The sequence below is a fragment of the Kribbella sp. NBC_00709 genome (genome assembly GCF_036226565.1).
In the GTDB taxonomy this organism is placed as follows: Bacteria; Actinomycetota; Actinomycetes; order Propionibacteriales; family Kribbellaceae; genus Kribbella.
Map to the genome: position 1 here is coordinate 5,253,185 of NZ_CP108996.1, position 17,574 is coordinate 5,270,758.

Sequence of the window (17,574 nt, forward strand, 5' to 3'; positions counted from 1 at the left end):
TGCCGGTGTGGAGGATCGGCTAGTTCGATGATGGCGTTGCTATGTGATGTGACGCACAGTCACGATCTCGTGAGGTCAGCACTTCGGTCGGCGAGAGAGACGTGCAGCTGAAAGCGTCGAATAAAAGGTGACCTGGGGGCATGAAGAAACCCAGGGCACCTTGGTGACCTGGGCTGTTGTGCGCCGCCAGGTGTGCTCCGTCAGGACATACCGGACAGGTCTCTCAAGACATACCGGACTGGGTCTGAGGGTTCGGGCAGGGCTGCGTTGAGGCTGCGGGTGTGTCCAAAGCCCGGCTGGTTGTCACCGCGATCGAGATCGAAGGACGTAGCGTCGCCGAGGTCGTTGCCGCTTATGGCGTTGCTCGTTCGTGGGTCTACGAACTACTCGCCCGGTACCGAGCCGAGGGCGAAGCGGCGTTCGAGCCGCGGTCACGCCGGCCCAAGACCAGCCCGACCGCGATACCGCAGTCGACGATCGACCTGATCATCACGGTCCGCAAGCAGCTGATCGAGTCCGGTCTGGACGCGGGTCCGGACACGATCGCCTGGCATCTGCGGCACCGCCATCAGGTCACGGTCTCGGTCAGCACGGTCGCTCGCACTCTGACCCGCCAAGGTCTGGTGGTGCCGGAGCCGAAGAAGCGCCCGAAGAGCTCCTACCTGCGGTTCGAGGCCGAACAACCCAACGAAACCTGGCAATCCGACTTCACCCACTACCCGCTCACCGACGGCACCGACACCGAGACCATCACCTGGCTCGACGACCACTCCCGCTACGCCCTGCACGTCTCGGCCCACCGCCACATCACCGGCCAGATCGTGCTCAACACCTTCACCCAAACCGCAGCCCAGCACGGCTATCCCGCCTCCGTGCTCACCGACAACGGCTTCGTCTACACCACCCGCTTCACCGGCGGCCGCAACGGGCTCGAGACCGAGCTACGCCGTCTGGACATCGTTCAGAAGAACTCCCGCCCCAACCACCCCACGACCTGCGGCAAGGTCGAACGGTTCCAACAGACGATGAAGAACTGGCTGGCCGCGCAACCTCAACAACCCGCCGGCCTGGACGAACTCCAGGCCCTGATCGACACCTTCGTGCAGATCTACAACCACGCCCGCCCACACCGGTCGCTGCACCACCGCGCGACCCCGGCGACCGCCTACCAGGTCCGCCCCAAAGCAGGCCCCGGCACCGACCGCAGCACCGACACCCACTACCGCGTGCTCCACGACATCTCAGACCCCGCCGGCAAACTCACCCTGCGCCGCGCCGGCCGACTCCACCACATCCCCATCGGCACCGAGCACGCCCGAACCCCCGTCCTCAAACTCGTCGACGACCTCCACATCCGCATCATCAACGCCGCCACCGGCGAACTCCTCCGCGAGCTCACCCTCGACCCCACCCGCGACTACCAGCCCCTCGGCCGACCCCCAGGCCCACACCCCAAGAACAGAAAACCGGACCCCAAACAGGGGTCCGGTCCGTCCGGGATCTCTTGAGAGATCACATTTGTGCGCCGCCAGGGACTCGAACCCCGAACCCGCTGAATTCCAGCTGAGGATGATCACCGTTTGCCGACGATGCGCGAAACCTCTTATAGACAACAGGATTCGTGGTGTTGTGTTGCGCATAAGTTCTCATCGGCATCCATCCTCTCGCGCTGATTGAGGTGCGTAAAGAGGTGCGGAAGACCTCCGCCGGAAGGTGAGGTCGGCTTGCCTGGCCGAAGCTGAGCCTGGGTTCCGCAGGGTCGCTGTTGGTGGCCGGTTACGGCGCACGGCCGTGGGTCTGCTCGAGACGGGGCGGGAACAGTTGTTGACCGAAGCACATGGGCGGCAGATCTGCAGTTAGGGCGTCGGCAGATTTGCAGGCGCATCCAGCTCCATCGCTGCCACGCGGCGTCTGCTGAGTGGATCTCGTCCGATCGTGTTGTTGTAGCCGAACGTGGCGGTGTTGTCGCGGTAACGCTTCAGCTCCACGCGGCCAGGATGTGATCGGGGGTGAGGTGGGTGATGTCTGGTGTGATGCAGCCGCTGCGGCTGACCGCGATCAGGGGTGTGTTGTCGGAGGCGCCTGGTAGTTGTGATCTGTGGTGGATGAGGCGTGCGAGGTCGCGGGTGTCGAATGGCTTGTTTTCGAGCCACTTGATCGATCCGACGGCTGTGATCTTCTTGGCGATCGGTGCCCGGTCGGCGCCGACGATGTCGATCTCCGGGTCGTTGGTGCGGGTCCAGTAGCCACCGATCGCGTTTGTACCCTCGGGGACGGATCCGTCGGTCAGACGCCAGAGGGCGTCGCGGATCACGGGCTCGACAGCTCGGCCGCGCCACGTCGTCCAGCTCGCACGAATCGTCTCCAGGACCCGGTCGCCTCGACCACGTTCGATGAGCGGGATCGCGGGGTTGACGAAGGACAGCCAGAAGCGCAGGTACGGGTCATCGATCCGGTAGCGCGTCTCGCGGCTGGGCCGGGTGGACAGGGGTGTGTCGGCGGCGACGATCCGGCGTGCTGTGAGTAGGTCCAGTGAGCGTTTAACCGCTCCTGGATTGAGGTCGCCGGATGTGCGTCCGATCAAGGTGAAGGTGCGCTCGCCGTGGCCGATGGTGGTCAGTATGCGGCGTGCCTGGGCTTCGGTGGGGAACTCGGCCGCCAGCGCGCGTTCTCCGCTGACGAGGAGCGCCGAGGTTGGTCGGTGTACTGCTTGCTCGAGGTATTCCATCGGGCCTGCGCCGGAGGGCCATTCCTCGAGGATCAACGGGAGGCCGCCGCTGATGAGGTAGGCGTCGAGTGCGTCGGCTGGTGGTAGGTCGAGCATGCGGCTGACTTCGGCTGGGTTGAGCGGAGGGACGACCAGTTCGGTGCCGCGTTGGTAGAAGGGCCGGCCGTAGGTGTTTAGCTGCTCCATCATGGCGAGGTCGGAGCCGATCAGGATCAACAGAACCGGAAGCTTGGACAGGGACCGGTCGTAGGCCTTCTGCAGTGCGCCCTCGAAGGATGGGTCTTCTTGCACGAGGTAGGGCATTTCGTCGATGACGACGATGCTGGGTCTGTCGGTCGGGAGCGCGGTGGTGAGCAGGCTCAGCGCCGCGTCCCACGTGCGCGGAACGGTGAAGTCCGCGTAGCGTGACGCGTCGGGTAGCGACGATGCCGCGACCTCGGCGCTGAAGGCGGCCAGATCTCCCTCCCGGGATCCGCCGACCGCGGTGAAGAAGACATGCGGGAGTCCGGCGCGTTCGAGAAACTCTTCCACGAGCCGGGATTTTCCGACTCGCCGGCGACCCCGGATGAGGACGGCGCGCCCTCGCCGTGTCCCGCGGCCGCGGGTGTTGGCGGATCCGAGCAACTCGTCGAGGAGACCGAGCTCGGTATGCCGCCCGACGAAACCGTCCACTGTGAGCACCTCCGTCGAATACTTGCATGGATGATACTTTCATTGATGAAAGTTTCGCAAGTGATAGTCAGGCGACCAGAACGCTGACCTGCTACTCGGCAGATCCTTCGCGATGAGTCACTGGGGAGACGGCGAAGGGTAAATTGGCTCAACTTTGGCCACCGAGCATCACCGGGCGACGTAGTAGCCCTTGTGGGTGTTGGCCATGATGAAGTCCACGAGGATCTCGCGCGAGATGAACTTGCGGTTGCCGATCGCGACCCACTCGATGTCGCCTTGGTGAGTCATCTGGTAGAGCGTGGAGTAGCTGATACCGAGCGCCTTCGCGGCGTCCTTGATGCTGAGCAGCAGTGGTCCGGCAGCGGAGAGGTGCGTTGGTCCGATGACGGTTGTCTGCTCGGCTTCGACGACATCGACCTCTGACATGGTGGTCTTCCAGGAGCCGAGATACCCGTACGGTCGCTCGAGCTCTGCCTGAATCTTCTCGGCGGCGTCTTCTTCGCTGGTGGCGCGTACGAAGCGCTCGGCGACCTGCACTCGAGTGACGACAACCTTGTAGCGGGTATACGTCTCCTTGATTGTCCGCGGCACCTGCTTGACAGCCGTCGGTTTCTTGCGCGCTGCAACCCGCCGCATCTGACGAGCTGTCGAATCCGGGGCAGGTTCCTCTCGCCGGGCAAGCGCACGAGGTTGCGCCGGGAGCGCTGCTGTGTCCGTCTCGGGTGGCTTTGGCTTTGGCTTTGGCCTAGGCATCGGGTGACCGTGGGTGAGGTCAGCGCATCGATCGGAGCGCGGGACGCCGGGTCGTAGAACTCGCCCGCTTCGGTGATTCCTGCCGTCCAGACCTTGTTCTTGCGGCCGACACGGGCGAGGCCGCGGCTGGCCAGCGCGCGGGCGGTGTTCTTTGTGGGTCTGATCGGGCCAGTCATGCGGTGGGCAACCCTGGCCGATCCACTTGAGTACTTCCACATGACGATCAGTCAGCTTCGGCGTCCGAACCACATGCAGTAGTCGACCACACCGTCGCACTCCGCCAGTTACTGACACAAACCCCACGGCGTCCCCGACACGGAATGTTCACCGGGCACCTGCTGTAGCTGTCGAGCGCGGTCGACCAGCATGAATGCATGACGGAGACAGGCTCGCGAATCCAGACGCTGCCAGACGGTGTCTACAAAGACGGCGAACGGCCGTGGCGCGCGAAGAAGGGTGCGACGTCGACCTTCGAAGAGCACGTCGCGGCTAGAAGGCTGTTCATGGAGCTTCATCGGGATGAGTTCTGGAATCCATGGCGGTTAGAGGAACAGGCCGCCGAACTCGAACGTGCACAACAGATCATGGGGGAGTGGGAGCGCGCAGAACCGGGATTTCGCCGCCAGACCAAGCGCCAGATCGAGGCCGAGATGGCCCGCTGGGACCGCGACAGCAAAGTGCGCGCTGAGGAACGGGAGCGGTCGCGTGTCGTGAACCGGGAGCGTTATGACCAGGTGCGGGCCGAGGCGCGGTTCGAACTGTTGGAGCAGCAGTGCATCCTGCAGCACAAACGAACAGAGGTGGCGGCTCTCAGATCTGGTGAGCGATATCCCGCCATGGACTCGAAGCGGCGGGCTGACCAAGTTGCCGAGTTGGATACGGCGATCGTGCGCCACCGGATCGCGGTCGAGCGGCTCACTCCGGTCGTAGGGGATCCCGAGGACGTCCCGGACGAGTACGGCCGGCTGCCCGGCGATCGACGCCACTTGACCCATTGCTGGTACCAAGAACGCCGGATCGCCGAGGTCCGCCAGTTGCGGGAGAAAGTGCCCGAGTTGGAAGTTCAGATCAACGCAACGTCAGACCGCAGCCAGCGATCCAAGATCCGTACCGAGCGCGACATCAAGAAGTGGCGGCTCGAGAAGCTCCTCGCGGTCCCGCGTCAGGAGATCGAGGATATGTGTGCCGACTGCGCACTTCCGACCAGACACCACGGATACGTCAGCCCGCCGTACGACTGGCCCTGCCCGGCTTGGCCAGGCCAACGTGCCATCCATGCCCGCGTCATGAAGTTGCTGGAAACTGCCCGCCATAGTGAGACACACCTGACATCGCCACCAGTTCCGAAGCCCGAGCCGCTCGCCATCGTCCCATCAGGTCTGCCCATCGCCGAGGTGGTGCAACGACTCCAAGAACTGCAGGAACAGTTTCCAGACGCCGAGGTGCGACGAGGGCGCGCCAACCGCTGGGAGTTGTGGCCAAACGCCGCCACGCGCGAACCTTGAGTTAGGCGCGGGCGATCGAGCCGTTGCTGGACATCGAGTATGACAAGAACAGGGCAGCCCGCGCGGGTGGGGCGAACCGCTCCTGGGATGCCTACGATATGCGGCCGCTGCAGGTCTCCGCGTTCGACGCCATTGCGGCGGAATACGGTCAGCATCCGGAGGGCAGTGTCCCGAGGGCGTCCGTGGATGTGGCGGTCGGCGCGCACGCAGCGCGATCCCCGCCCACCAGATTCGCGCCAAGTTCGTTCGTGAACGCTCAGGTGGCTCTGGTCAACAGGGGTGCTGGAACGGTGGGGTCTTCGGGGCGCGCGATGGCCCAGCGCCCACCGTCGGCGTGAAAGGCCGGCCGTTCGTCGGGATCCTGATCGTCGACCAGGGCGACACGAACGCTGACCACCTCGTTCTGATCCGGAACGGGCAGCTCCAGGTGCGCTGCGAGCTCTCTGTGGCGCCGATCCAGAACGAGGATGCCTTCAGGTTGCAAAGCCTGTCGAGCGAAGCGAACTCGCCTGGCCGCGTCCTGCTGCATGGCGACGGCCTCGGTGGTCACATGCCTGATCAACTTGCCTTCGGCTCGTCTGAGCAGTTCGTTCACTCGTCCCTGTGCACTGCGCGGCTTGAAGATATGCGAAACGTCTTCAGCCGGCATGTGGAGCAGTACATTCTCCGGCAGTTGCGCCTCGAGATGGATCCACTCGATCGCGGCTCGACCTTCGGGTGTCAGGGTCGCCTTGCCGTCCCTGTTGGTGCCCTGGCGCACCAGGCCGGGGGTGATCTCCAGAACTCCTGCGCTCCAGATTGACCTGCTGTCGTTGACCGTCACCAGCATGCACAGCTTGCCGATGAGCTCGGCCGGAATCATCCAGTTGTTGCTGACCGAGAACTTCAGGTCGAATTCGAATCCCTCATGCTCGAAGTCGAGATACTGGCCGTCGCGAAACGGGAACGCTCGTCGGAGTTCGATCTCGACGAGAGTGCCGAGATGAGTCTTTTCGGTCTTCAACAGCTGATCCCAGCGGAAGCGACCAGTGTGTGCGCCGTCGTACAGCGTGTCCAGCGTTCGCCTAAACACATCAGCGAAGAGTCGACCGTCGGGATCCAGAGCGCGAATGGCTTGGGCGAAGGCCAACGGGATGGCACGATCTTGCCGGGGAGGCTGGGGGTGGCTTGTGGGCGATCGGCCCGAGGATGTGGAGGAAGTGCCTTCCCTGATCGCCAAGACGCGTTCGAGATTCGATATCCGGCGTTCAGATTCGGAGAGGAGTCGGCTGCCGTCGAGATTTGCCGCCCTGAGTTGTGACAGCTGTTGTTCGAGGTGCGCCAGCTTCGCGCTGTCGTGCACACCTGGTGATCCATCAGCCGCGGACGGGGACGCCAGCATACGAAGCAGGAGGAGGTTCAGTTGGTGTACCTGCAGCAGCGAACGTTCAGCCCGCAGCCGGTGATCCGTTTGAGTGGCCAAGCCCTCGCGCGCCTCGACGAGTTTGTTGCGCAGGCGACTGTTGGTTGACTTGAGCGCGAGCAGGTCCTCATGGCGGGCCGAGTCGGGCTCTAGCAAAGTCGGATCTCGACGAGCCTTGCGATTGAGTTCCTCCGCCTGCCGGGTGACGCGGCGACGCTCGGCCGCGGGCGTGCAGACGGCGATCACTGCTGGCACCAACGGCCAATGGTTGGCCAGGCCTTCGCCGTTCAACCTTCGGTGGACCGTGGCTTCAGCGGGAATGGCGCCGGTTGGAAAGTGCTCGACTGTGAACGCCGCGCAGAGCCGGCGGACGGACATGCCGGACCTTTCGATCTCGCGTTGTAGCAGCAACGCGAGATCGTTGATCTCTTGTGATTCACCCCGCAAGGCGCCTCGAGGGCGGCCCCTCAAGGACCTGCCGGCCACATGCTCTCCCTTATTGTGCGAAAAATCGTTTTATCGCAGAGACAAATATACATCGATGATCCCGATCCGCCAGCCTGACGGCATGCTTTCGCTCGGCCAACGGCGGCGAGTCCGCAGACAAGGAGGTCTCACTTGAAACCGTCACGGAGATTCGACAGTCTTATCGCGCTGCTGGCGATCCTGGCGTCCGGCGTCGTCCTGATCGCGCTGGGTGTCGATCCGGACGCGTTGGGAACCATCAGCATCGCGCTGGCCGGCCTCTATGCGGCGTGGGCGAGCAGCGGTGGGAAGAACGCATCGAATGACGATGACAAGCGCGACGCCTGACCTGACCCTGCGCGGATGCATCGCAGTCGCGAGTCGGCCTCCGTGCTAAGCGGTGCTTCGGCCACGCGAGTTCCCGCTCGGCCAGGCCACTCGCGGGACGACGTCCGACGCGCGTGACGGGCCATTTGACGATCGACCACGGGGCAACTACCGACCTGCGTCCGAAGTCAGCTCTGGACTCTGGACCTGGCCCGTTTTGACGGACATCCGAGATCAGGAGCGGTTGCTCCGGAAGGATGTTCATTATGGAGTCCATGGGCAAGAAGAAGCCGCGGCCTCGTCGTTCGTTCACTGCTGAGTACAAGGCCGAAATCGTCGAGCTGTGCCAGCGCGGCGACCGGACAGTGGGTCAGATCGCGAAGGACTTCGATCTGACCGAGACCGCGGTCCGGGCCTGGGTGAAGCAGGCCGAACTCGACGCTGGTAGCCGCGATGATGGTATGACCACGACCGAGCGCGAGGAGCTCGCACAGTTGCGGCGGGAGAACCGCCGGCTGCGTGAGGATGTCGAGATCCTCAAGCGGGCCACGGCTTTCTTCGTGAAGGAGACCCGGTGAACGTCTATCCGTTCATCGAGGCGGAGAAGCAGGGCAGCCACAACGTCCGACGTGCGTGTGAGTTGCTGCAGGTCTCTCGTTCCGCCTACTACGCCGACCGGGCCGCCGGCCCGTCCCGTCGTGCCGTGCGTGATGCCGAGCTGACAGCGAAGATCGTCGAGATCCACGACGACTCGAGGCTGACCTACGGCTCGCCGCGGGTCCACCACGAACTCCTGGATCAGGGTGAGAGGTGTTCCCGTAAGAGGGTCGTGCGGCTGATGCGAGCCGCCGACCGCTACGGACGGGCACCACGACGGTGGAAGACGACCACCGTCGCCGACCCGGCCGCTGCTCGGCGCCCGGACCTGATCAGGCGTGACTTCGGCGTCGACCCCGCCCAGCCCGCGCCGCTGGATACCCGCTGGTGTGGCGACATCACCTACATCCACACCTGGCAAGGCTGGCTCTACCTGGCCACCGTGATCGACCTGGGATCGCGCCGGGTCGTCGGCTGGGCGACCGCCGACCACCTGCGCACCGACCTGGTCGCCGACGCCCTCACCGACGCCGTGAATCGGCGCCGTCCCGCGCCCGGCGTGGTCTTTCATTCCGACCGCGGCTGTCAGTACACCTCGACTCAGTACGCCAACCTGGCAAGGGATCTGGGTGTCGTCTTGTCGGTCGGGCGACGCGGGCAGTGCTGGGACAACGCCGTCGCGGAATCATTCTTCGCGACCCTGAAGGCCGAGCTGATCCACCGCCGTGCCTGGCCGACCCACCAAGCGGCGACCAGCGCGATCTTCGACTACGTCGAAGGCTGGTACAACACCCGCCGACGACACTCCACCCTCGGCTACCTCAGCCCCGCCACGTTCGAAACCACCGTCAGCACCCCTACCGAACAGGTAGCGTGAACCAGCCCCACATCAAATCTGTCCGTCAAAACGGGTCAACGCCAGGTCGAGTGGAAGATCCCTGCTGACGCGGGCGGCCTGACCGAACACGTCAAGCCTGATCAGGCCCGCGAGGCTCTGAGCGATCTCGGCGAGGCGACGTACAACGGGCCGTGCCCACCGGCCGGCCAGACCCATCATTACCGCTTCACCTTGCTGGCCTTGTCCGCTGCTCTGGACCTGCCGTACGGGACACCGGCCAGGACTGTCCTCACCACAGCTCGGTCGTCAGTGCTCGGTACCGCGGCTCTTGTAGCGACCTACCGCCGTACGACTTGATCATCCTGAGGCGACGAGATCCAGATGCGGCCCAGGTGATCGCCGATGTCGAAGAGGGGCTGAGCAACGGGAACACGGGGGAGCAGGACAACATGTAGATGCTGCCACGACGATGCCGTAGCAGCTGTGAGGAAGTGTGGATGCACCAGACCCGTGACGGCGAGAGCCAGTGCGAGCGCGGCGGCCAGTAGTGCACGGATCCATCGCATCCGATGAGCCTAGACAGCATTGCCTCCTCGCCTTGCTCGCAGGCTGTTTCCGTTGTCTTACGTTTGCCCCCAACGCTCAGGCTGACCGGTACAACGCCGGATTACGGCCATTCCGGGACGTTACGTTGGCGTAAGGGGCAATTGGGGTGGGTGGGCGTAGCGTCCTTGGTGATGCGAAGGAGCTGAGTCCATGTTCGATCAGATGAGCATGCCGGTGTTGTTCGCGGTCTTGATCGTCACGCTGGCCCTTGTCAGCACGGGGATTTTCGTTGCGGTGAGAGTCATGGCTGTGCGGGTTGGTGCAGACAATCCTGTTGAGAAAGGGACTGTGCCCGATCCGTCTCACCGGGCTTTGTCGCAGCCTGCGGCGGCGCGGAGGGCGCTCGAGTCGAACTCTGAAGAGGACCGGGTATGAGTATTGATCGCGGACTGCTAGCACTCCTCGAGGCCAAGCCGGGCAAGGAGGCGGAGCTGGCCGCGTTTCTTGAGCAGGGGCGTGAGTTGGCAGTTGCGGAGGAGGGGACGGTGACCTGGTATGCCTTCCGGTTGAGCGAGACCACCTTCGGGATCTTCGACACGTTCGAGAACGAAGAGGGACGCCAAGCCCACCTGGACGGTCCAATTCCGGTTGCCTTGGGCAAGATTGCGTCCGACCTGCTGGCGACCGACCCGGATATCCGGATGACGGATATCCTGGCCGTCAAGTAGTCGGACCTATCTTGTGGTTGTGTGGCTCCGAAGCACCTGGGCGAATCTGCTGTCTAGGAACTGGAGACGTCATGCTGGCACTTCTCGGTATGCCGCAGGGTGCGGAGTGGCTCGTCATTCTCGCGATCGTGGTGCTGCTGTTCGGATCGGCGAAGTTGCCGACGTTGGTGCGCCAACTCGGCAAGTCGAAGAAGATCTGGGAAGACGAGATAGGCTCCCACGTCAAAAAGCCGGACATGGAGATCGGCGAGACGCCGGTCGGCGAGGGTGTGCACACGTCGGCCGAGGCCGAGCCGAATCAGCGCAGCTAGGCATCTGTGTTCGACATCGGATTCCCCAAGCTACTGGTCATCGGCTCGTGACGGACCGGTTCGCGCCGTCGTGGTGCGTGCTAGGTGGATGCCGAGGGCAACGAAGCCTGCGTGGCGACCTGGATGGGCACGGCCGCCCCCGGCTACCCATGAGTGCCGTCGGTGAGCACGGTGATGGCACCTACTTCACATTCGAGCAGGCTCAGCACCACGTGGCTCACGAACTGGTTGAGGACCGCATGATCCGCTGGAGCCGGGCGTACGGGGTGCATGATAGATGGATGGAATGGGCTCGGTGTCTCCATGGCTTCCGTCGCCCGCGAGGCCGACGTCGGCAAGGCGAGTCTCTCGCGCCACTTCGCCACGCGAGACGACCTCATCGCGACCGTCTTCGCCGACCGCATGGATGCCTACGGGGCCGCGGTCGCCGAGGCATTCGCCGACCCCGATGCCTGGCACGGCTTCGCGCACTTCGAACGCGTCTGCGCCATGCAGGCCCCGCCCCGGCACCCACCGCTCTGTACCGAGCCATGATCCGCCGCACCCGGCCCTAGCCGAGATCAGCCGATCGAACGATCAGCGGCTGGCTGCTTTGCGACGGACGAATCCGACGGCGCTGGTGCCTAGGAAAAGCACGATTCCGATGATTGCCAGCCAGACCAGGCCTTTGATGGCGAAGCCGACGATCGTCAAGACGAGCCACAGGACAAGGAGAACAATCAGGAATACGAGCATGAGGCATCTCCGCTGTTCGACGAAACCGGACCGGTTTAGCTGACCGCGCGGCCATAACCAGCTATCCCGACGGACCCTTCAGGTTCAGAGTCCGCCATGCGCTACGCGATGTCCATCAGGCAGAGGGAAACCCACGAGCGGGCTGGCTCCTGCGACACCCAGTACGCCCGTGCTCTGGGCGAATGACGGTTCGCGACACCCTGCTGTCCGCCGTCGTCACAGCGGCCGATTGCTGCCTCGTCCGCTGGCCTGCAAGGAGGACGTCACCAGTGACCAGCAGCTCTGGCCGGTTGTGTCGGAATTCCGGGCGCTCTGTTGTGCTGAATTGGGTGATCAGGGGATTGTCTGCGTTTTGTGTCTTCACAGTGGACCCGGCTTCTTGCGCTGCGGTCGACGATGTGGTGGTCGTACCGCCGGTGCCGTTCGGCGGCGAGTACCATCCGGGCGCAGGATTTGTGTACGGAGAGGGTTGGCGATGGGAACTCCAGTCACGGCGTGGCCGTTTGACCGCTCCGACGGAGTTGGGACTGGCGGGTAGCCCACCGCGGGTTTGCGTTCACGTTGGACTGGCCTGGTGGATCATCCGCGATCGGAGGGGCTGCGTACTCAAGGATGGTGCGGGCCCGGGTTGACTGAGTGGACCGGTGACGGTGATCCGATTGATCGGTTCCGCGATCAGCTGGTACCGCTGGCCGAGGGGCGTGACGTCTGGTCGATGGGCGCGCGCGAGGTCGCCCGGATAACCGGGCCTCGCGCAGGATCCACGAATTCTGGTGCTCGACGAACCACCTGGACGTCCGGCATCAGCTCGAACTGCTGTCGCTGGCACGTCGGTTACGGGTCACCACGCTCGTCACCGTGCACCACCTGAACCTTGCCGCCGCATACTGCGACCAGTTGGTCGTGCAGCCCGAGGGATCGGTCGTCGCTACCGGCACACCTGGCGACGTCTGGTTCCTGAGCCTGCTCGACCGGGTTTCGGCATCCGGGCCTAGGTGCTCACCAATCCGCTGACCGGACGCCTGCATCTGGCGTACGCCGAAGGGAAGACCGATGACCTACGAATCTGAGGAGCGACCGATGGCGGACCAGGAGAGCAAGGATCCCGCCGCACAGGCGGCGTGGGACCATTCGATGGCGGCACACGACGCTCTGGCGGCACGGCCGGGGGTCACCTTCACCGCCAGTGAGGACGTCGTGATCGTGCTCCATCCAGGGTTCGACACGCTGGACGCGATCGGTCCGCACTATTTCTCGCCTCGATGCTCGGCGCGACCGTTCATCTCGCGACGACCGGAGTCACCGGCGAGCCTGTCACGAGCGCCGGTGGACTTGCACTGATCCCGACGACGACGCTGACGGATGCCCCTGAGGAGCCGACCGTGCTCATCGTGCCCGGAGGCGACACCGGCGTACTGCTGGCCGATCCGGCAGCGATGTCGGCGATCCGCCGTCTCGGCGAAGCGGCCGAGACGGTCGCGAGTGTGTGCACCGGGGCGATCGCGCTCGGCGCGGCCGGCCTGCTCGACGGTCGCCGCGCCACGTCGCACTGGTCGGTTCGGCATCTGCTGGCCGGCTACGGCGCGATCGCTGTCGACGAGCGCGTCGTAGCGGACGGGAACGTGCTCACCGCTGCCGGCGTGACGGCGGGTATGGATCTGGCGCTTCGCCGGGTCGCCCGGCTTCGCGGCGACGACTACGCCCGCTTCCTCGAACTCGGAGCTGAGTACGCCCCGCAGCCGCCATTCGGCGCCGGCACCCCGGAAACCGCCGGCGCCGACCTCACCGCACTCGCCCGCGACTTCTACGCCCCGCTCGAACACGCTCTCCGCGCCCGCTGACGCCTCTCCAGGTTCGACGGTGGGTCCTTATCCATTTCCCACAGCTGTAGGGCAGGTTGCCCCAGCACAACATCAGGTCGGTGCAGTCGACGCCACATGACGGTGCCGTTGCCATGCCGCGGATGATCGTGAGACAGTCCGGGGCGACGGTTCCTCGTCCGGCTGTGCGGGCGAGGTGAAAGGGAACACGGTGACGCCCGGAGCGGGCCGAATCCGTGGCTGCCCCCGCAACTGTGAGCGGCGAGCTGAAGCACACAACCACTGACCGTGAACTGGTCGGGAAGGGTGCCGGAGCGATCGAGCCGTGAGCCAGGAGACCTGCCGTCACCGCCAGGCCCAGCCGGGCATCGGAGTGACCGGTCATCGGGTGAGCTCTACGCCACCAGCGTGCTGGCCAGCCGGATCGTCCCCGAACACATCGCATAGGTCGACCTCAAGTACCACCAGGTACTGCGCCTGTCAGCGACACCTGGACGGTCGACCTAGGACTTGTGTGAACCCATATTGTTGCGCTAGGCAACTTGCTGATGGTGTTGTTGACGCCCTACTGCTGCGGAACGACTGGTTCGACGGTGTAGCCTTCTGCGCGGATCGCTGCGTAGCACTGGTCCCGGATGTCGGGGGTCTCGAAGGTCGCAACGACTCGTTTCGTCTCGAGATCGAACTGGGGAGCGGGTACGCCGTGCGCCGCAACGGCTGCCGTGATGGCCCGGACGCAGTGATCGCAGGTCATGTCCGGGACTTCGAACGTCGTCGATGGCATCGGGATCTCCTCTCGGTTGGACATCAGTTGGTGGCCGGATTGTCGTCGGGCTGCCGGCCGAGCCTCGGACGGGCGTCGCGCAGCAGATCGATGACCAGGAATAGCAGGAGCGAGCCGCCGAGCATCGGCGCGAAGACGCCGATCGGGATCGCGAGGCAGGCGATGACCAGGACTGCGACCCGGTGCGGAGCGCGGCCCGTGCTCAGCGGTGGTGCGAGTTGGGTGCGGCGGTCGGCTCCGCGTGGGCGGCGCAGCCACCACATGCGGTAGCCGAGACAGATCATGGTGATCAGGGTGATCGCGAGCGCTGCCAGCAGAAGCTGGTTGACGATGCCGAGGAGCAGACCCATATGTGCGTCGATTCCCCAGCGTGCGAGTTTGGCTGCCAGCGGCCAGTCCGCGAAGTCCACCCGCTCGAGGACCTTCCCGGTGCCTGGGTCGACGGCGATCTGGTCCTGCTTCTCCGGCCAGGAGCGCTTGGCCTGGCCTACCAGCCAGGCCCCCTTTTCGGCCGGCACGATCTTGATCAACCCGTCGAGTCCGGCGCCACGGGCGGTCTGTTCCGCGCGCTCGATCGCCGCGGGAACGTCGGCCCTCGCAATGTGGTCGACTGCTCCGGTGTTCGTCAGTGGGGATGGGGTCGACCAGGTCAGGTTGGAACGCAGTTCGCTGACGTTGTTCCCAGCGAACTGCGACCAGGTGAGACCGGTGACCGACAGGAACAGCATGCCGGCCAGGATCCAGAGGCCGAGTGGTCCGTGCCAGCTCAGTGCGCGGCGTCGGCCGGGTTTGTGACGACCGGGGAGTACCAGGCGCCGGCGGTGTCCTTGCTTGCGGCGGCGGACGATCCAGAGGGCGCCGCCGCTTACAGCCAGGACCCAGAGCCAGCTGGCGGCAAGTTCGCTGTACAGCCGTCCGAAGTTCCCCAGGAGCAAAGTCCGGTGCAGTCCGTCGAACCACGCACGCAGTGGCAGCCATTCACCGAACGTCGTGAGGCTGCCGTGCACGTGACCGGTGTACGGATCGACGAAGGCTGTCCGGGCATAGTCCTCCGGGACCGACGGCGACGTGAAGCTGACTCGTGTGGTGTCCGTGCGTCCCGTGGCTGGCCTGACCTCGGTGATGACGCCGTCGGGTTGGGTCGCCTGCGCGGCACGGACCTGCTCTGCGAGCGGTAGTGGTGTGGCGCCGGCCGGTACCTTGAGGTAGTCGGCGTACACCAGCTGCTCGACCTGCGGCATCGTCGTGTACAGCAGGCCGGTCGTGGCGGCGACCAGGATGAACGGCGCGACGAAGATCCCGACGTAGAAGTGCAATCTGGTCAGGATCGGCTGGAATCCGTCGCGCCACCAGCGGACACGGGCCGGCCGTCCGGTCTGTTCGGATTCTTCGGCGGTGCGCAGAACGTCTTGCCCCACGGCGTTTCCCAACTCTCGTCAGTGGCTGGTGGTCAGGCGACCATCAGGATGAGCATCGCGGCCATGCCGCCGGCCATCAGGACGTGACAGGCGGCGTGTGCTCGGTGCTGTCCGGACCGCGTGATCTGCCGGAGCCACCAGAAGCCGCAGAGGAACACGGCCGCGGTGGCGACGCCGTTCAGCGCCTTGACCCAGGTGTCCGGGCCGGCCATGGCCATTCCGCTCGCGTCTGACGGCATGGCGCCGCCGTGTCCGGCGTGGTCGGCGTGGGCTTCTGGCGTCATGGCGGAGTCACCCATCAGCAACGGCATCGCGGCGAGCATCCAGATCATGGCCAGGTTCATCAGGACGTGTGCGGTGGTGTCACCGACGCGCTCGAAGACCGGCTGCCAGTCGACCCGGATCACCAGAAGGAAAAGCAAGGCGAAGATCGCGATCTGTACCCAGCTGCCGAGCCGGCCGAACGGCCACCAGATCATGACGATCATCGCCGCACTCATGACGGCATGATTGAGGTGCAGGACGCGGTCGCGGACGTCGGAGCGGCTCGCACTGGTCCACCACCACAGGCTGAGCGCGAGTGTCATGGCGAACAGGGCCGTCAGCAGTAGATCCCACGGGCTGGTTAACACGTGAGGTGACTCTACAACATGTAGAATCTATTTCGGCAAGATGTAGAATCATTCGTCCGACCGGTGGAACGGTCGTGCTGTCGGGGCCGTTAGGATCTGGTTCAGCTCGATCACGTATCGAAGGGGAGCAGAGCGTGTCAGGTGAGCGGACGCGTGCCCGGGGAGAGCTCGAGGCCGCCGTGATGGAGGTGCTCTGGGCGCATGCCGCGCCGATGACCGCGGTACAGATCCTGGAGCTCGTTCCCGGCAAGCGGCCGGCGCACACGACGCTGCTGACTGCTCTGGACCGGCTGTGCCGTAAGGGGCTTGCGGTCCGGACCGATGTCGGATCGCGGGAGCTGCGGTTCCAGCCGGCGACCACCGAGGCCGAGCATGCCAGTCAGGTCATGCTCAAGACCCTTGGTGACACCCATGATCGCAGCGCCGCGCTGCTCCAGTTCGCCGGCGATCTCACCGCAGGCGACATCGCCTTGCTCCGAGGGGCTATCAAGGGCCGGGGCAAGACTCGGCGGGCCGAGGAGTAGCGATGGTGGTTCTCGCTGCGTGCCTCGTCTATGTTGTCACCGTGACGGCGGCCGGGCCTTTGCTGCTGACCAGTGGTCAGTGGCAGGTCTGGTACCCGCGGCTGGCTCTCGCCTGCTGGCATCTCGCGCTGGCATCCAGCGCCGCTGTTCTCATCTTCGGTGTGGGTTTCGCGATCATCCGGGCGTCAGCCGGTGAATCTGGTCGGCAAGGACTGGCTGCGCTGCTGCCCGGGCTGGCGATCTGGCTGATGCTTTTCGTGGTCGGCGCCCTGAGTGCCCTGTTCCTCGGCCAGTCAGAACACGTCGTCCGCCAAGAGCACTCGCGTCGGGACGAGCTGCGCGACGCGTTGCACGGATGCGCGCGCGAGGCCGAGATCTACGACGGACTCACCGTGCACTACCTTGACGACATCTCAGCGGTGGCGTGCTCCTTCCGGGCTCCGGAGCCGACGGTTGTCCTGACCAGTGGGCTTCGAGCGCAACTGACCAGACCGCAGCTCGACGCTGTGATCGAGCACGAGCGCGCCCATCTTGACCAGCGGCATCACTTCGCTCTGCTGCTGGCTGGTCTGAACCGTGCCTGCCTGCCGAGGTTCGGTCCGGCACGCCGGCTGGATCGGATGACGCGGCTTCTCGTCGAGCTGATCGCCGACGACGAGTCTGTTCGTCGGTGTGGCCGCGACACGGTCGCGTCGGCGCTCGCCGCGATCGCGCAGCTCACAGCCAATCCGGGCCTGGCTGCCAGGTCCGAACGCGTACTCGCGGCGACGAAGTGATCCAGCCCTGCGT

At 64.9% G+C, this 17,574-nt stretch carries 23 protein-coding genes and 1 riboswitch; of the genes, 14 read left to right on the forward strand and 9 right to left on the reverse strand.

Translation table 11 applies throughout. The features are described from left to right. Positions 1-281: 281 nt before the first annotated feature. On the forward strand, positions 282-1,508 hold the full coding sequence (locus OHA18_RS25860) for an IS481 family transposase (RefSeq protein ID WP_328997884.1): 1,227 nt from the start codon (positions 282-284) through the stop codon (positions 1,506-1,508). 348 nt (positions 1,509-1,856) lie between these two features. Here OHA18_RS25860 and OHA18_RS25865 read toward each other — a convergent pair whose 3' ends face one another. The 3 genes from OHA18_RS25865 to OHA18_RS25875 form a co-directional block, all read right to left on the reverse strand. Next, positions 1,857-1,988 carry a hypothetical protein gene (locus OHA18_RS25865; protein WP_328997885.1) on the reverse strand — a complete coding sequence of 44 codons (132 nt, stop codon included), beginning with the start codon at positions 1,986-1,988 and terminating at the stop codon, positions 1,857-1,859. Beyond that, on the reverse strand, positions 1,979-3,400 hold the full coding sequence (locus OHA18_RS25870) for an ATP-binding protein (RefSeq protein ID WP_328997886.1): 1,422 nt from the start codon (positions 3,398-3,400) through the stop codon (positions 1,979-1,981). The genes OHA18_RS25865 and OHA18_RS25870 overlap by 10 nt, the downstream gene beginning before the upstream one ends. A 168-nt stretch (positions 3,401-3,568) precedes the next feature. After that, positions 3,569-4,036, reverse strand: a complete 468-nt coding sequence (locus tag OHA18_RS25875) for a helix-turn-helix domain-containing protein (protein ID WP_328997887.1) — start codon at positions 4,034-4,036, stop codon at positions 3,569-3,571. Positions 4,037-4,527: 491 nt separating this feature from the next. On the opposite strand from OHA18_RS25875, the gene OHA18_RS25880 reads away from it, so the two are divergent. Next, entirely contained in the window at positions 4,528-5,658 is a 1,131-nt protein-coding gene (locus OHA18_RS25880) for a hypothetical protein (protein WP_328997888.1), read from the forward strand. 256 nt (positions 5,659-5,914) lie between these two features. Here the strand turns inward: OHA18_RS25880 and OHA18_RS25885 are convergent, their stop codons facing one another. Next, positions 5,915-7,438: a NaeI family type II restriction endonuclease gene (locus OHA18_RS25885; protein WP_328997889.1), complete on the reverse strand. Its 1,524-nt coding sequence runs from the start codon at positions 7,436-7,438 to the stop codon at positions 5,915-5,917. 240 nt (positions 7,439-7,678) lie between these two features. On the opposite strand from OHA18_RS25885, the gene OHA18_RS25890 reads away from it, so the two are divergent. The 4 genes from OHA18_RS25890 to OHA18_RS43385 all read left to right on the forward strand — a co-directional run bounded on the left by OHA18_RS25890 (position 7,679) and on the right by OHA18_RS43385 (position 9,644). Then, positions 7,679-7,873, forward strand: a complete 195-nt coding sequence (locus OHA18_RS25890) for a hypothetical protein (RefSeq protein WP_328997890.1) — start codon at positions 7,679-7,681, stop codon at positions 7,871-7,873. Between the two features lie 245 nt (positions 7,874-8,118). Then, positions 8,119-8,430: a transposase gene (locus OHA18_RS25895; protein ID WP_328997891.1), complete on the forward strand. Its 312-nt coding sequence runs from the start codon at positions 8,119-8,121 to the stop codon at positions 8,428-8,430. Next, entirely contained in the window at positions 8,427-9,326 is a 900-nt protein-coding gene (locus OHA18_RS25900) for an IS3 family transposase (RefSeq protein WP_328997892.1), read from the forward strand. The genes OHA18_RS25895 and OHA18_RS25900 overlap by 4 nt, the downstream gene beginning before the upstream one ends. Before the next feature lie 78 nt (positions 9,327-9,404). Next, the gene (locus OHA18_RS43385) at positions 9,405-9,644 is read left to right on the forward strand and encodes a hypothetical protein (RefSeq protein ID WP_442914422.1); all 240 of its coding nucleotides are present in this window, start codon (positions 9,405-9,407) and stop codon (positions 9,642-9,644) included. Here the strand turns inward: OHA18_RS43385 and OHA18_RS25910 are convergent. Further along, the gene (locus OHA18_RS25910) at positions 9,626-9,853 is read right to left on the reverse strand and encodes a hypothetical protein (protein ID WP_328997894.1); all 228 of its coding nucleotides are present in this window, start codon (positions 9,851-9,853) and stop codon (positions 9,626-9,628) included. The two genes, OHA18_RS43385 and OHA18_RS25910, sit on opposite strands and share 19 nt — an antisense overlap. Before the next feature lie 190 nt (positions 9,854-10,043). On the opposite strand from OHA18_RS25910, the gene OHA18_RS25915 reads away from it, so the two are divergent. From OHA18_RS25915 to OHA18_RS25930, 4 genes are all read left to right on the forward strand, one after another. Then, positions 10,044-10,268, forward strand: a complete 225-nt coding sequence (locus tag OHA18_RS25915; protein ID WP_328997895.1) for a hypothetical protein — start codon at positions 10,044-10,046, stop codon at positions 10,266-10,268. Next, positions 10,265-10,561: a putative quinol monooxygenase gene (locus OHA18_RS25920; protein ID WP_328997896.1), complete on the forward strand. Its 297-nt coding sequence runs from the start codon at positions 10,265-10,267 to the stop codon at positions 10,559-10,561. The genes OHA18_RS25915 and OHA18_RS25920 overlap by 4 nt, the downstream gene beginning before the upstream one ends. Before the next feature lie 71 nt (positions 10,562-10,632). Further along, positions 10,633-10,872: a twin-arginine translocase TatA/TatE family subunit gene (locus OHA18_RS25925; protein ID WP_328997897.1), complete on the forward strand. Its 240-nt coding sequence runs from the start codon at positions 10,633-10,635 to the stop codon at positions 10,870-10,872. Between the two features lie 303 nt (positions 10,873-11,175). Further along, on the forward strand, positions 11,176-11,406 hold the full coding sequence (locus tag OHA18_RS25930; protein WP_328997898.1) for a TetR/AcrR family transcriptional regulator: 231 nt from the start codon (positions 11,176-11,178) through the stop codon (positions 11,404-11,406). 42 nt (positions 11,407-11,448) lie between these two features. On the opposite strand, the gene OHA18_RS25935 is transcribed toward OHA18_RS25930, so the two are convergent. Beyond that, positions 11,449-11,607: a hypothetical protein gene (locus OHA18_RS25935; RefSeq protein WP_328997899.1), complete on the reverse strand. Its 159-nt coding sequence runs from the start codon at positions 11,605-11,607 to the stop codon at positions 11,449-11,451. A 1,053-nt stretch (positions 11,608-12,660) separates the two neighbouring features. On the opposite strand from OHA18_RS25935, the gene OHA18_RS25940 reads away from it, so the two are divergent. Then, on the forward strand, positions 12,661-12,948 hold the full coding sequence (locus OHA18_RS25940; protein ID WP_328997900.1) for a hypothetical protein: 288 nt from the start codon (positions 12,661-12,663) through the stop codon (positions 12,946-12,948). After that, complete coding sequence (locus OHA18_RS25945) at positions 12,870-13,448, forward strand: DJ-1/PfpI family protein (protein ID WP_328997901.1); 579 nt, start codon at positions 12,870-12,872, stop codon at positions 13,446-13,448. The genes OHA18_RS25940 and OHA18_RS25945 overlap by 79 nt, the downstream gene beginning before the upstream one ends. Positions 13,449-13,578: 130 nt before the next feature. Further along, positions 13,579-13,788: riboswitch (cobalamin riboswitch) on the forward strand. Between the two features lie 204 nt (positions 13,789-13,992). Here OHA18_RS25945 and OHA18_RS25950 read toward each other — a convergent pair. Genes OHA18_RS25950 through OHA18_RS25960 form a run of 3 tightly spaced genes read right to left on the reverse strand, consistent with a single transcriptional unit; the run spans position 13,993 to position 16,261 of the window. Beyond that, positions 13,993-14,211 (reverse strand): heavy-metal-associated domain-containing protein, encoded by a 219-nt coding sequence (locus OHA18_RS25950; protein WP_328997902.1) that lies wholly within the window; start codon positions 14,209-14,211, stop codon positions 13,993-13,995. Positions 14,212-14,234: 23 nt separating this feature from the next. Next, a complete protein-coding gene (locus tag OHA18_RS25955) occupies positions 14,235-15,629 on the reverse strand; it encodes a PepSY-associated TM helix domain-containing protein (protein ID WP_328997903.1) in 1,395 nt (464 codons plus the stop codon). A 32-nt stretch (positions 15,630-15,661) separates the two neighbouring features. Further along, the gene (locus OHA18_RS25960; RefSeq protein WP_328997904.1) at positions 15,662-16,261 is read right to left on the reverse strand and encodes a DUF5134 domain-containing protein; all 600 of its coding nucleotides are present in this window, start codon (positions 16,259-16,261) and stop codon (positions 15,662-15,664) included. 134 nt (positions 16,262-16,395) lie between these two features. Between OHA18_RS25960 and OHA18_RS25965 the strand changes: the two genes are divergently transcribed. Continuing rightward, positions 16,396-16,785 (forward strand): BlaI/MecI/CopY family transcriptional regulator, encoded by a 390-nt coding sequence (locus OHA18_RS25965; protein ID WP_328997905.1) that lies wholly within the window; start codon positions 16,396-16,398, stop codon positions 16,783-16,785. Between the two features lie 2 nt (positions 16,786-16,787). Beyond that, positions 16,788-17,561 (forward strand): M56 family metallopeptidase, encoded by a 774-nt coding sequence (locus tag OHA18_RS25970; protein ID WP_328997906.1) that lies wholly within the window; start codon positions 16,788-16,790, stop codon positions 17,559-17,561. Positions 17,562-17,574 lie beyond the last annotated feature (13 nt).